Origin of the sequence: Rhodanobacter sp. C01 (assembly GCF_002001045.1) — a bacterium.
Lineage (GTDB): Bacteria > Pseudomonadota > Gammaproteobacteria > Xanthomonadales > Rhodanobacteraceae > Rhodanobacter.
Genome location: NZ_MUNR01000012.1, coordinates 473,274 through 486,448, shown reverse-complemented (window position 1 = coordinate 486,448; position 13,175 = coordinate 473,274). Strand labels below are relative to the sequence as shown.

13 protein-coding genes, 1 tRNA gene and 1 other RNA gene are annotated in these 13,175 nt (G+C 64.8%); 10 read left to right on the top strand and 5 right to left on the bottom strand.

The features are described from left to right. Positions 1-7 precede the first annotated feature (7 nt). On the top strand, positions 8-1,915 hold the full coding sequence (locus B0E50_RS13825; protein ID WP_077441869.1) for an aromatic amino acid ammonia-lyase: 1,908 nt from the start codon (positions 8-10) through the stop codon (positions 1,913-1,915). A 30-nt stretch (positions 1,916-1,945) separates the two neighbouring features. Then, the gene (locus B0E50_RS13820) at positions 1,946-2,344 is read left to right on the top strand and encodes a DUF6165 family protein (protein ID WP_077441868.1); all 399 of its coding nucleotides are present in this window, start codon (positions 1,946-1,948) and stop codon (positions 2,342-2,344) included. Positions 2,345-2,430: 86 nt separating this feature from the next. On the opposite strand, the gene B0E50_RS13815 is transcribed toward B0E50_RS13820, so the two are convergent. After that, positions 2,431-3,474, bottom strand: coding sequence for a glycosyltransferase family 9 protein (locus tag B0E50_RS13815; RefSeq protein WP_077441867.1), 1,044 nt, complete (start codon positions 3,472-3,474; stop codon positions 2,431-2,433). Positions 3,475-3,542: 68 nt separating this feature from the next. On the opposite strand from B0E50_RS13815, the gene B0E50_RS13810 reads away from it, so the two are divergent. The 8 genes from B0E50_RS13810 (at position 3,543) to B0E50_RS13775 (ending at position 8,540) form a co-directional block, all read left to right on the top strand. Beyond that, positions 3,543-4,274, top strand: coding sequence for a 3-deoxy-D-manno-octulosonic acid kinase (locus B0E50_RS13810; protein WP_077442018.1), 732 nt, complete (start codon positions 3,543-3,545; stop codon positions 4,272-4,274). Beyond that, complete coding sequence (locus tag B0E50_RS13805; RefSeq protein ID WP_077441866.1) at positions 4,271-5,032, top strand: MBL fold metallo-hydrolase; 762 nt, start codon at positions 4,271-4,273, stop codon at positions 5,030-5,032. The genes B0E50_RS13810 and B0E50_RS13805 overlap by 4 nt, the downstream gene beginning before the upstream one ends. A 97-nt stretch (positions 5,033-5,129) precedes the next feature. Beyond that, positions 5,130-5,219: transfer RNA gene (locus tag B0E50_RS13800), tRNA-Ser, on the top strand. A gap of 106 nt (positions 5,220-5,325) precedes the next feature. Continuing rightward, an RNA gene (ffs, locus tag B0E50_RS13795) (signal recognition particle sRNA small type) lies at positions 5,326-5,422 on the top strand. A gap of 96 nt (positions 5,423-5,518) precedes the next feature. Then, complete coding sequence (gene dnaX / locus B0E50_RS13790) at positions 5,519-7,213, top strand: DNA polymerase III subunit gamma/tau (protein ID WP_077441865.1); 1,695 nt, start codon at positions 5,519-5,521, stop codon at positions 7,211-7,213. Between the two features lie 29 nt (positions 7,214-7,242). Further along, positions 7,243-7,566, top strand: coding sequence for a YbaB/EbfC family nucleoid-associated protein (locus B0E50_RS13785; RefSeq protein ID WP_077441864.1), 324 nt, complete (start codon positions 7,243-7,245; stop codon positions 7,564-7,566). 6 nt (positions 7,567-7,572) lie between these two features. Then, positions 7,573-8,175 carry a recombination mediator RecR gene (gene recR / locus B0E50_RS13780; protein ID WP_077442017.1) on the top strand — a complete coding sequence of 201 codons (603 nt, stop codon included), beginning with the start codon at positions 7,573-7,575 and terminating at the stop codon, positions 8,173-8,175. Between the two features lie 20 nt (positions 8,176-8,195). After that, complete coding sequence (locus tag B0E50_RS13775; RefSeq protein WP_077441863.1) at positions 8,196-8,540, top strand: histidine triad nucleotide-binding protein; 345 nt, start codon at positions 8,196-8,198, stop codon at positions 8,538-8,540. 67 nt (positions 8,541-8,607) lie between these two features. Here B0E50_RS13775 and B0E50_RS13770 read toward each other — a convergent pair whose 3' ends face one another. The 4 genes from B0E50_RS13770 to B0E50_RS13755 are packed head-to-tail and all read right to left on the bottom strand — an operon-like array spanning position 8,608 to position 13,112. Then, positions 8,608-9,201 carry a Slp family lipoprotein gene (locus tag B0E50_RS13770; RefSeq protein WP_077441862.1) on the bottom strand — a complete coding sequence of 198 codons (594 nt, stop codon included), beginning with the start codon at positions 9,199-9,201 and terminating at the stop codon, positions 8,608-8,610. Between the two features lie 46 nt (positions 9,202-9,247). Beyond that, a complete protein-coding gene (locus tag B0E50_RS13765) occupies positions 9,248-11,221 on the bottom strand; it encodes a DUF3488 and transglutaminase-like domain-containing protein (RefSeq protein ID WP_077441861.1) in 1,974 nt (657 codons plus the stop codon). After that, the gene (locus tag B0E50_RS13760) at positions 11,218-12,171 is read right to left on the bottom strand and encodes a DUF58 domain-containing protein (protein ID WP_077441860.1); all 954 of its coding nucleotides are present in this window, start codon (positions 12,169-12,171) and stop codon (positions 11,218-11,220) included. Before B0E50_RS13760 ends, B0E50_RS13765 begins: the two co-directional genes overlap by 4 nt. Next, on the bottom strand, positions 12,171-13,112 hold the full coding sequence (locus B0E50_RS13755) for a MoxR family ATPase (RefSeq protein WP_077441859.1): 942 nt from the start codon (positions 13,110-13,112) through the stop codon (positions 12,171-12,173). Before B0E50_RS13755 ends, B0E50_RS13760 begins: the two co-directional genes overlap by 1 nt. Positions 13,113-13,175 lie beyond the last annotated feature (63 nt).

Below are 13,175 nucleotides of genomic sequence, written 5' to 3'. Positions count from 1 at the left end.
GGCAGCAGTGAGCAAATTCGACACCATCGTTCTCGACGGCAACAGCCTCACCCGCACCCAGCTGGTGTCGGTGGCACGCAATGCAGTCAATGTTTCACTGGATCCGGCAGGACTCAAGCGCGTGCAGCGTGCCGCGGATTTTCTTGCCGAGAAAGTCAGCTGTGGCGAGCCGACCTATGGTGTCACCACCGGTTTCGGCAGCAATGCCGACAAGCTGCTCGGTGCGCATCGTCTGCGCGACGAATTGCCGGGAGGCAATCCGCACAAGCCTGAGGGTACGCTGCTGGAAGAACTGCAGCACAACCTGATCACCACCCATGCGGTGTGCGTGGGCAAGCCGTTTGGCGAAGACGTGGTGCGGGCGATGCTGCTGATCCGCATCAACACGTTGATGCGTGGTCACTCGGGCATTCGCGTGAGCACGCTTGAGGCCCTGACCGCGATGCTCAATGCCGGCGTGGTGCCGGTGGTGCCGGAGAAGGGCTCGGTTGGCGCCAGTGGCGATCTGGCGCCGCTGTCGCATCTGGCGATCGTGCTGCTGGGTGGTGGCGAGGCGTTTTATCAGGGCGAGCGGGTGTCGGGTGCGGAAGCGCTGCAGCGCGCCGGCCTCACGCCGATCCGCCTGTCATTCAAGGAAGGTCTGGCGCTCAACAACGGCACCGCGCAGATGCTGGCGACGGGCGTGCTGGCACTGGATACGCTGGAGCAATTGCTGGATACCGCCGACCTGGCCGCGTCGATGACACTGGACGCGTTCGCCGGCCGCAGCGGCGCCTTGCGCCCCGAAGTACATGCGTTGCGTCCGCATCCGGGGCAGGTCGAAACGGCCGCGCGTGTGCGCGGACTGCTGGCTGGCTCCACCCTGGTCGATATTCCGTATCACCTGGTGCCGCGCTTCAAGTCGTGGAGTGCCGAGGCGTGGAGCGAACCGGACGATCAGGCGCTCAGTTTCGACATCAGCTGGGACTGGGTGCCGGCCAACCAGCGGCACGGCCGCGAGGCGTTCTACAGCCGCTTTCTGCCATTCAAGGGCGGCAAGAAGCATCAGCCGCAGGACGCCTACAGCCTGCGCTGCATGCCGCAGGTGCACGGTGCGGTGCGCGATGCCTGGGCACAGGCGTGCCGGGTGTTCGATATCGAACTGAACTCGGTCACCGACAATCCGCTGATCTTCCCGGACAACGAGGGCGCGCAGTTCATCGAGGAGCAGGTGATCTCGGCCGGTCACTTCCACGGCATGCCGCTGGCGCTGGCGATGAGTTACGTGAAGGCGGCGATCCCGGTGCTGGCCTCGATCTCCGAGCGGCGGCTCAACAAGCTGGTCGATTCGGCCACCAATGATGGTCTGCCGGCGTTCCTCACCGGCAACGAGGACGGTACCGATTCCGGTTTCATGATCGTGCAGTACACCGCCGCGGCGCTGGTCAACGATCTCGCTACCCGCGCACATCCAGCCAGCGTGTATTCGGTGCCAACAAGTGCGAATGCCGAGGATCACGTGTCGATGGGCGCGAACGAAGCGCGCCACGTGCTGGAGATGACCGAGGATCTCAGTCACGTGCTGGCGCTGGAGCTATACACCGCAGCACAGGCGCTGGATTACCGCCAGGCAATGTTGAATGCTGCGCGCCGGCTGGCTAGTCGCGGTGGCTGGCAGGCGCTGGCCGCGAAGATCAGCAACGCACCGCGTGAGGATCAGCCGCACTACGCGCAATTTGTCGCCGAGGTGCAGCAACTCGCCTCTGCGTTGGCCAACGCCGAAGATTTTCATGCCGGCGCCAGCGTGCGCGATGCGCACGCGATCCTGCGCAAGCACATCAGCTTCATGCACCGCGATCGTGCGATGGATGGCGAGGTGCGTACTGTCTGCGCCTTGGTGCAGCAGGGCGCACTTCGTCAGCCCCGTGTGGTCTGAAACCGCATCTCCTTTACTGGAACCAAGTCCATGAGCCTGATCCAAACCCCCGTATCGTTCGGCGAGCTGATCGACAAGATCACCATCCTCGAGATCAAGTCGCAGCGGATCACCGACGATGCCAAGCTGGCCAACGTGCGCAACGAGCTCGATCTGCTCAACGCGACCTGGGCCAACCACATGGCCTCGCAGACCGATATTGGCGACGAGCGTGGGCGCCTGTTGGCAGTGAACGAACTGCTGTGGGATATCGAGGACAAGATCCGTCTGAAGGAACGCGCCCAGGCGTTCGACCAGGAGTTCATCGAACTGGCGCGTGCGGTGTATTTCCGCAACGACGAGCGCGCAGCGTTCAAGCGCGAGATCAACCTCAAGCTCGGCTCGCAGCTTGTCGAGGAAAAGTCGTACCAGGATTACCGCGCGGTTTGATGCTGCCTGTAGGAGCGGCTTCAGCCGCGATGTTCTTCTCTCGTGGCATAGGAGCATCGCGACTGAAGTCGCTCCCACAAGGGCTTCTAGGACAAATTTAGTTCGCGCGCTGCGGCTTCGTAGCGCTCGATCACCTCGTCGACGCCGATCAGGTCCATCACGCCAGGCTTCTCGATCTTGCAGCCCCATGCAATCTCGCTGGCTGGCTTGCCCAGGTATTTGCGCGCGGCCTCGTCGTACTTGTTCACGCACCAGCGGCGGTCGGAGTAGGGGCCGGAACGATCCGGGTTGCTCGCTGCGTGCAGGCCCAGCACCTTGGTGCCGACCGCATTGGCCATGTGCATCGGGCCGGAGTCGGGCGTCAGCAACAATTGCGCGCGACTGAGCATGGCCATCAGCTTTTTCAGCGTGTCCTTGCCGGTAAGATCGAGTGATGTGCGCTGGCACGCGGCAAGCACGGCATCGGCCATCGTGCGCTCAATCGCGGAAGGGCCGCCAATCAGCGCCACGCGCCAGCCGCGTGCGGAGGCATGATCCATCACTGCGGCATAGCGCTCCGGGCGCCAGTTGCGCAATGCATGGCTGGAGGCAGGGCTGACCAGCAGAGTTGGCACGTCTCCGGGTAGTTGTTCGGCGGCCCATGCATGCGCTTCATCGGGAATCGGAATGTCCCAGCGTATCGTTGTCTGCTTCAATCCCAACGGCTCGCAGAAGCTGCCGATCGCATCCAGCACATGTTCGCCACTGCGCGCCGGGATACGTTCGTTAATGACCAGGCCGTGCAGGTCCTTTGCGCGTGCATGGTCGTAGCCAACGCGGCGCTCGGCCTTGATGCCCAGGCTCAGCAGGTTCGAGCGCATGGCGACCTGCATCTGCAGCAGGGCATCGAAACGTTGTCCGCACAGTGCATCACGCACCGCACGCATGCCTGCCCAGCCTGCAGCCTTGTCGAACGTGACGAATTCCACCCCGGGCAGATCCCCGACCAGTTTGCGTTCCAGCTTGCCGACGATCCAGGTCAGCGCGGTATCCGGCCATGCCTGTTGCAGGGTGCGTACGAGCGGCACCACATGGGTGACATCGCCGATGGCGGAGGTGCGCAGCAGGCAGATCGAGGCAGCGGCAGTCATCGGGTTCGGGGTCATGGGGCTTGGGCTAGAATTGCCTGAGAGTGAGCGGTGAGCGGAGTGCAGCGGCACTGATGATGCAGGAACGCACATACAAAGACGCGGTCGGCGCGATTCTGTTCGATGCCGCGGTGTCGCCACAAGTCGGACACGAGTGGTTTGCGTCGGACTACTGGCGCGAGCGCAACGCCTTGCGCACGCAGGCGGGCGGCCGTGGCGGCGTGGCGATCATCGCGACGCCGGCAGGGGAATGCGTATTGCGGCATTATCACCGCGGTGGTCTGGTCGCCGCGCTGATGGGTGATCGCTATCTGTGGGTCGGGGCCGATCACACGCGTCCGTTTGCTGAATTCAGGCTGCTCGGCGAAATTGCCCGGCTCGGCCTGCCCGGGCCGGCGGTGGTAGCCGCCCGCTATGTCCGGCACGGCCTGTTCTACAGCGCCGACCTGATCACCCGTTGCATCGCCCATGCGCAGACACTGGCCGAACGCCTGGCGGAAGGGCGGCTGGATAGCGAGCTGGCTGAAGAAGTCGGTGCGCTGGTGGCACGCTTTCATCGCGCCGGTATCTGGCACGCAGACCTGAATGCGCACAATGTGCTGGTGACGCCGGGCGAGCTTTACCTGATCGACTTCGACCGTGGCTGCATGCGTACGCCGGCCGTCGCCTGGCAGCAGGCCAATCTGCAGCGCCTGCGCCGTTCGCTGCTCAAACTCGGTGCCGCCGGCCAGGACGAGGCGGCCTTCGAAAAAACCATCTGGCAACCGCTACTTTACCGATACGAGCGTACGCTGACCCCATGAACTGGCATCTGCATTTTCTAGGTGTGGGCGCCGCGCATGCGGTGGAACTCGGTTCCTCGGCCGTGGTGCTGGAGCGCGCCGGTGTGCCCCAGTTGCTGATCGACTGCGGCCCCGACACGCTGGATCGCTACGTGGCCGCCTACGATGCGTTGCCGCCGGCGCTGTACATCACGCATACCCATATGGATCACGTGGCCGGACTGGAGCGGTTGTTCTTCCGGTTGTGGTTCGATCCGCACCTGCGCGGTACCACCCGATTGTTTGCCCATGCCGGACTGATTCCCTGGCTGCAGGCACGGGTGGCGGATTATCCCGGCGCACTCGCCGAGGGCGGCGTCAACTTCTGGGAAGCTTTTCGCCTGGTGCCATGCACGCGTGGTTTCTGGCTCGACGGGCTGTGGTTCGACGTGTTCGCCACCCGGCATCACGTGCCGGGCACGTCGTATGGCCTCGCGCTGGACGGCAGCTTCGTCTACACCGGCGATACCCGTCCGATCCCCGAAGCCCTCGCACGCTACGCCGACGGCAATGAAGTGATCGCGCACGATTGCAGCCTGGTCGGCAATCCGTCGCACACGGGCATCGACGATATCGAGCGTGAGTATCCGGGCGACGCGATGCGCTCGCGACTGCTGCTGTACCACTACGGCAGTGTGGCCGATGGCACCGCTCTGGCCGCGCTCGGCTACCGCATCGCGGCCATGGGTGACCGGATAACTGTGGGCGAACCGTCCGCACCACGAGCGGATGCCGGCTGAATCCAGCTGCATCCGCTTGCCTGTATCCGGGCCTGCGGCTATCCTTCCGCTTCTTTGCCGGGCCTTGATAGCCTGACAAAGGCGGTTTCACCCATGCGGAGAGGTGTCCGAGTGGTTGAAGGAGCACGCCTGGAAAGTGTGTATACGGTAAAACGTATCGCGGGTTCGAATCCCGCTCTCTCCGCCAGTGAGTGAAACCGTGCGAGTGCCTTCGAGTTCTCGCTACATGAAGTGCTGCGACAGCTATCCGCGCTGTCGTGGCAGGGCCTAGCAGCCCACGTCTATGGTGGCCCCGTCGGTCCCCCCGCGACGATAGTTCGCAAACTCCGCCAGGTCCGGAAGGAAGCAACGGTAGCGAATGATTCGGGTGCCGGGGTGTGGCTGGCGGGGCTGCCGCCTTTTCGGGGTGACTGATTCCCTGTCCTCGTTTACTGACTTACCCCGCCCGACTTGGCACAATCACTGTTCGCCCCAAGGTAGTCAGGCATGTCTTATCAGGTACTCGCTCGCAAGTGGCGCCCGCGCAAGTTCGCCGAGCTGGTCGGACAGGAGCATGTGGTGCGCGCGCTCACCAATGCGCTCGAGACCGGACGCATGCATCACGCCTACCTGTTTACCGGCACTCGTGGTGTCGGCAAGACCACCATCGCACGTATCTTCGCCAAGTCGCTGAACTGCGAGCGCGGGCAGTCGTCTGATCCATGCGGTGAATGCTCGGTGTGCACCTCGGTGGATGAAGGGCGTTTTGTCGACCTGCTGGAAATCGATGCGGCCAGCAATACCGGCGTGGACGATGTGCGCGAGGTGATCGAGAATGCGCAGTACGCGCCGTCGCGCGGCCGCTTCAAGGTCTATCTGGTCGATGAGGTGCACATGCTGTCGAAGAACGCGTTCAACGCGTTGTTGAAGACGCTGGAAGAACCGCCGCCGCATGTGAAGTTCCTGCTCGCCACCACCGATCCGCAGAAATTGCCGGTAACGGTGCTGTCGCGCTGCCTGAAGTTCAACCTGAAGCGCTTGCTGCCGGAGCAGATATCCGGCCAGATGCGGCACATCCTCGCTGCGGAAAACATTGCCTACGAAGACAGTGCGATCGGCGAGCTTGCGCGTGCTGCCGATGGCTCCCTGCGCGATGGCCTGTCGCTGCTAGACCAGGCGATTGCGTACGGCGGCGGCGCGCTGCATGCCGACGACGTGCGCACCATGCTCGGCAGTGTCGCGCGCGGGCAGGTGTTGGGTGTGCTCGACGCGCTGGCGGCCGGCGATGGCGAACGGCTGCTGGTCGAGTGCACGCAGATCGCATCGTACTCGCCGGACTTCGGCGGCGTGCTGGACGATCTGGCCAGCGTGCTGCACCGCTTGCAGCTGATTCAGCTGATTCCCGGCTACCGGCCGGAAGAAGACAGCGACGATGACGGCGCGCTGGTTGCACTGGCCGAGCGGATGACGCCGGAAGACGTGCAGCTGTATTACCAGATTGCCACCTCCGGCCGGCGTGACCTGATGCTGGCGCCGGATGCACGTACCGGTTTCGAGATGGCGCTGCTGCGCATGCTGGCGTTTCGACCAGGCGATGGTGCGCCGGCAACTCGTACTGAAAGGGCGGCCGCTGCCAGCAACCCGATGCCGTCAGTGACATCGCCACGACCAAGTGCGACAACGCCTGCGCGCCCTGCCGCCGTGGGCGAGCGGAGGCAGGATCCCCTGTCACCGCCACGTGTGGAACCGGCAGCGCTCCCGGTACCAACAGCGGCTGTCGTGACAGCACCAGCGGTGTTGCAGGATGCCAACGGCCTGCCGAACTGGGAGGCCTTGATCGAACAGGCCGGCTTGCGCGGTCCGTTCGGTCTGCTCGCGCAGAACGCGGTGCTGCGTGAACGCGATGGCCAGACCCTGGTGCTCGCGCTGCAGCCGGCCCACATGAATCTGGCGGTAGAACCGATGGTCAGTCAGATGGAAGAGCGCATCGGCCAGGTACTTGGCGAGCGCATCCGTCTGCGCTTTGTCAGCAACAGCCGGGAAGCGGGTACACAGACGCCGGCGGCGCGTGCTGCGCAGGCGCGCGACAACGCTCAGGCGGCCGCCGAACAGGCGATCGAAGCTGATCCGCTGGTGCAGTCGCTGAAGCGCGAATTCGGCGCGCGTGTAGTACCGCAGTCCGTCAAACCCCTTGATAGTTGAATCCTTGAAGTTGAAGCCGGAGCAGTGAGATGAGAGGACAGATCGGTCAGCTGATGCAGCAGGCCCAGCGCATGCAGGAAGACATGAAGCGTGCGCAGGACGAGATCGCCAAGTTGGAAGTCACCGGCAGCGCCGGCGGTGGTCTGGTCAGCGTGGTGATGACCGGTGCGCATGAGGTGCGTCGCGTGCAGATTGATCGGCAGACCTTTGCCGATGATCCGGAGATGGCCGAGGATCTGGTCGCCGCGGCCATCAACGACGCCGTGAACAAGGTCGCTGAGGTCAGCAAGAACAAGCTTGGCGGCGTCACCGCCGGGATGAACCTGCCGGCCGGCTTCAAGATGCCGTTCTGATTGATCGTGAACAACGGGTCCAACCTTCTCGCTGACTTGATCGAAGCGCTGCGCTGTCTGCCCGGTGTGGGCGGCAAGAGTGCGCAGCGGATGGCCTTCCATCTGCTGGAGCGTGAGCGGGAGCGTGGGCTGAAACTGGCGGCCGTGCTGGAGCAGGCGATGCAGCGCATCGGCCATTGCAAGCAGTGCCGCAACTTCAGCGAGGAGCCGCTGTGCTCACTCTGTGCCAGCAGCAGCCGTGACCGGCAGGTGCTGTGTGTGGTGGAGTCGCCGACCGACCTGGCGGCGATCGAGCAGGCCACCGGCTACCGTGGCCAGTACTTCGTGCTGATGGGGCGCCTGTCGCCGCTGGACGGCTTGGGGCCGGAGGAGCTGGGGCTGGCGCAGCTGACCCAGCGGCTGGGCGAAGGCGAGATCGAGGAGCTGATCATCGCCACCAATCCCACCGTGGAAGGCGAGGCCACCGCGCATTACCTGGCGCAGCTGGCGCGCGCTGGTGGCGTGCGGCCGACCCGGCTGGCACACGGCGTGCCGCTGGGTGGCGAACTGGAATACGTCGATCGCAGCACGCTGGCGCATGCGTTCGGCGGTCGGCAGTTGCTGGACTGACTCACACGGAGCAAGCGGGCATGGGCGATACCATCTTCAGCAAGATCATCCGCCACGAGATACCGGCCGACATCGTCTACGAGAACGACGAGGTGCTGGCCTTCCGCGATCTGAATCCGCAGGCCCCGGTGCACGTGCTGTTCATTCCCAAGCGGCCGTTGGCCACCCTCAATGACGCGACTGTCGGTGATGCCGAGCTGTTGGGCAGGCTGTTGCTGGCTTGCGCCGACTATGCAAAGCAGGAAGGCTTTGCGGAAAAAGGTTACCGCACGGTGATCAACTGCAACGAGGACGGCGGCCAAACTGTGTTCCATCTGCATGTGCACCTGCTGGCGGGTCGCCGCATGCTCTGGCCCCCGGGTTGAGTGCAGCCGCAATATGCGTTTGGCAGATACAGGAACGCCGGCATCAAGCCGGCGTTCCTGTATGCGCTTACTTGCCTGCCGGCGGCGGTGGCGGCCGCACCACGATCACCCGTGGACCGCCGTAGTATCCCGGACCGCCCCAGCCCCACGGGCCACCCCAGTACGGACCGAAGCCCGGACCCCAGAACGGGTCGTAGTAACCCGGCGGGTAGGCGGCGTAGCGCGGCTGCTTGGGCCACAGGTAGACCACATCGGCTTCGACGCGTGGATAGGCGTAGTCGTAATCACCCACCTTCTGCGATACCGCGCCGTGCAGCGTGCCCGTCACCGTCAACTCGCGGCCGCGGGTGAATACCTCGGGGTCGTAGAAGCCTGCGCGGCAGGCGACGAAGCGTCCCTGGTTCTCGCCGGCATTGCCACCCTCGGGACGGGCTTCACTGTCCAGTGGGCGTGCGAGCAGGTAGAAACAGGTCTCCTGCTGACCCGGTTCGGTCTTGATGATCTCGCCACCCCAACGTACGCGGGTACCGCCTGCGCCGCCTTGCTGCGCACTGGCAGTCGAGACGTTGGCGTAGTTGCCCTGGAGTGGTTGGGGGATCGTCGCGCATCCGCCCAGCAGGGCGATCGCTGCGGCGAGGGAGAGGGGACGGTACAGGGACATGGCAGCTTCTCCATAGGGGCGGTGGCGTACGCCACCGTGTCGGCTTTCATTTGACCACGCGGACGACCCGAAAATCCCGAACCGCGTGCTGAAAGTCGCGCAATGATTCAGGCGGCGGTTCGTCATGGGCATAGCGCAGTTCCAGATAACACCTCATCAACAGGTCGAGCTCCCCGCGTTGCCCAGGTAGCGCACGGGCAGCACGACTCAGGTAATGCTGTGGGCCTTCGCTGGGCCGGCGCACGATACCCTTGCGTGCCAGCTTGTGCTCCAACTCGCGCAGCGCGGTACGCAAGGGGTCACGTACCTGCCGCCGCAGCAACGCCCACATCATGCCGAGCGCGATGAACAACACACAGCTGATCGCGAGCAGCACGCCCAGCGTCGTCGTATCGGCGTTGCGAATGCCGAACGGGGTCAGCAGGCCGCGCTGGCGCAGTGCATCGAAACCGGTAACGCCTTGACCCCACCAGCGGTTGACGATGTCCCAGCGATTGCGCATCGATTGCAGCCAGCCGTTTTCGTACCACGGCAGCTGGCCACCGGCTGCCGCCGCTGCGCCCAGGCTGACGCGCTGCGGCCGAACCGCACCGGTGGGGTCGATGCGTACCCAGCCGCGTCCGGCCAGCCATACCTCGCTCCAGGCATGGGCATCGGAATAACGTACCAGCAGGTACCTGCCCAGCGTGTTCCAGTAGCCGCCCTGGTAGCCGGTGACGACCCGCGAAGGGATGCCGGCCGCGCGCATCAGGACCGTGAATGCCGACGAGTACTGTTCGCAGAAACCCTCGTGGGTATCGAACAGGAAGTCGTCCATCGCGTCGCGGCCCAGCGGCGCCGGCGACAGCGTGTAGCGGAAGCCGCCATCATGGAAGAGTGAAAGCGCGGCCTGCACGATCGCGACATCGTTGGTTCCATAGCGTTGACGCCACGATTGCCCGAGCGCGAGAGCGCGTGGGTTGAAGCCGTCAGGCAGGTAGAGTCCGCGATTGCGTGCCCGGATGCCGAGCTCCGGTTGCAGACGGTATGTGACGGCCGACCGTCCCGCATAGGTGAGCGGATCGTTGACCGGCCTGTCGGCCATGACCACGCGATCCTGACGAAGCCTGGCGCTGGCAGGAGCGTCGAGCGGCATGTCCAGCATCGGCAGCACGTATTGATGCGTCGGCTCCATGCTGATCTGGTAGTCGAGGGTGCGGGAAGCCTGCAGCTCCACTGGAGCGCGGTTGACGATATCGACGTACTTCCAGCGCGAGCCGTCGTAGTCCCACATCACATAGGCGCGGAAATAGCGCTGCTCCGGTGATGGTGGCGTGCCCTCGAAACTCACCCGCATCGCCGGGCGGTCATCGGTGAGCAGATTTGTAAAGTCGCCAGGCGACATGTTGTCGCTCAGTCCCGTGCGCGCATCCCGCGGAGCGGGTGCGCCCCACAGCGGTGAGCTCAGCCGCGGCACCAGCAGGAATCCGAGCAGAGCCAGTGGCAATGCCGCCGCCAGCAAGCCGAGGCCCGGCAGCAGGGAGCGCTGGAGTGTGACCTGCGCCTGTGCCGGCTCCAGGGCCCGCAGGGTCGCCAGCGCCGGTAGCAGACCGAGCGCCACGGTGATGGTGGCGACGAGTCCCTGCTCGAACAGCAGCGCAGCCATCAGCGCGAAGCAGGCGAAGCTGATACCCACGCGGACATCGCGGGCGGATTCGGCCTCCAGCAATTTCAGGATCAGCAGGCCGATGGCAAGCGCGGTCCCCGGTTCGCGGCCGAATATGTTTCCGTAGTGGACAACGACCGCAAGCGTCAGCAGCACCAGCAAGGGCAGCTTGAGCCAGCGCGGAACCCGTCCGGGGTGCCGACGGCGTTGCCACCAGCGCCAGCCCAGCGTCGATGCCAATGCAATGGTGAGCCACCACGGCAGGTGCGATGCGTGCAGGCCGAGCACGAGGGCCAGGGTCAGGGTCAGCAGGTCAAACGCACGGGTATGGACGGGTGATTCGGTTCGGGCCTTGCGCGATGGCAGTGCGATCATGGCAGTTGCGCCAGGGCGCTCATGCAGTGCGCGTAATGCAGCGGGCCACTGCCGCTGGCGATCTGGTTGCCCGGCAGCCACAGGCTGTAACTGCGTCGCTGGGCTTGCGCCTCGCCGAGCCAGCGAGCCAGCCGGGCAATGCGGGCCTCATGGTCCAGACCCGGTAGCTGACGCCAGTCCAGTTGCCAGTTCGGACGGCTTTGCGGCTGTTCGAAGTCCTTAACCAGCAGGTTGATGTGGCGGGCGCTGGCCTTCCAGGCGATATGCCGCTGCGAGTCACCTGCACGATAGTCGCGCAGCGCAGCCAGTTCGTCACCCAGGTACAGGCGCATGTGGCGGGCGTCGTCCGCGGCGGCGTGCGGCGCTGGCCCTGCGGTTTCCGGGCGCGGCCATACCAGGATCGATTGCTCCGGGTGCAGCCAGCTCCACGCACGAAACAGGCCGAGCGGCCAACTGCTCCACAGGCGCAGTCGGGGTAACGGCAGCCAGCCACGTTGCAGGGTTGGCAACTGCAGTACCACTTGGGCGATGCCGTTCGCATCGATGGCAAAGGCCGTGGAGTCCTGGTCCAGATCGACGCGGATCGCATGGCGGCGGCGATGCGACTCCAGCACCAGCGTGAGTTCGATCGGCTCGCCTGCCACGGCATGACCTGCGCGTACATACGCCAGCCTGAGGCCATCGAGACTGCGAAACGCCACCAGCATGCTGGCCGCACTGGCGGCACCGAGCAGGCAGGTGAGCAGCAGGGCGGCATTGTTGGTGTAGTTCAATGCACCGACCATCATCACCAGCAGCAGCACCGAAAAACCCAGGCCGAAGCTCGTCGGCACGATATAGATGCGTCGTCGGTGCAGCTCGATCGGCAGGCTTTCCGGGCGCCGGTAACGGGTAAGCGCAGGCAACCGGCGTTCGGCCCAGGTCTGCATGCGCTGCAGGACGCTGCGCATCAATCCACCGCCACCTCGGCCAGTAGCTGACGCGCCAGCGTGTCGCCATTGGCACCGCGTGCCGGCAGCAGGCGATGGGCCGCCAATGGTACGAACAGCGCCTGGATGTCTTCCGGCAAGACATGCGTGCGGTTGCTGAGCAGTGCCCATACGCGTGCAGCACTCAACAAGGCGAGTCCCGCACGTGGCGACAGGCCCACGCGGATCTCGGGGTGCCGGCGGCTGGCAGCGAGCAAGGCTTGCAGATAGTCGAGCAAGGCGGGGCTGGCGGTGATGGTCTGTGCTTGCCGATGCAGCGCGAGCAGGGCGGCACCATCGAGTTGCGGCATCAGCCGGGTCAGCAGGTCGCGGCGATCGTTGCCAGTGAGCAGGGCACGTTCGGCGGTGGCGTCCGGGTAATCCAGCGACAGCCGCAGCATGAAGCGATCCAGCTGCGAGTCGGGCAGCGGGAAGGTACCGTTGAGGTCGAGCGGGTTCTGCGTGGCGACGACAAAGAACGGCTGTGCCAGCAAATGGGTCTGGCCGTCCACGGTGACTTGATGTTCGGCCATCGCTTCCAGCAGCGCGCTCTGCGTCTTCGGGCTGGCGCGGTTGATCTCGTCGGCCAGCAGCAGGCCGGTGAAGATCGGGCCGGGATGGAAGCGGAACTGACCGGTTTCGCGCTCGTACACGCTGACACCGATGATGTCCGACGGCAGCAGGTCGCTGGTGAACTGCACGCGCTGGAAGTCGAGCGCAAAGCTGGCAGCCAGCGCATGCGCCAAGGTGGTCTTGCCGACACCTGGCACGTCTTCCAGCAGCAGGTGGCCGCCGGCAATCAGACAGGTAAATGCCAGCTTCACCTGGCGTGGCTTGCCCAGCAGGACCTGGTTGACCTGGGCCATCGCGGCATCCAGGCGCTGCTGCAGAACTTCATCGCGAAGCGAGGTGATGGCAGACATGGGTTCTTCAGCAGGGGTAGGGTGGAGGCGAGAGGCAGTGTAGCGACTGTCCGGCATGGCCGA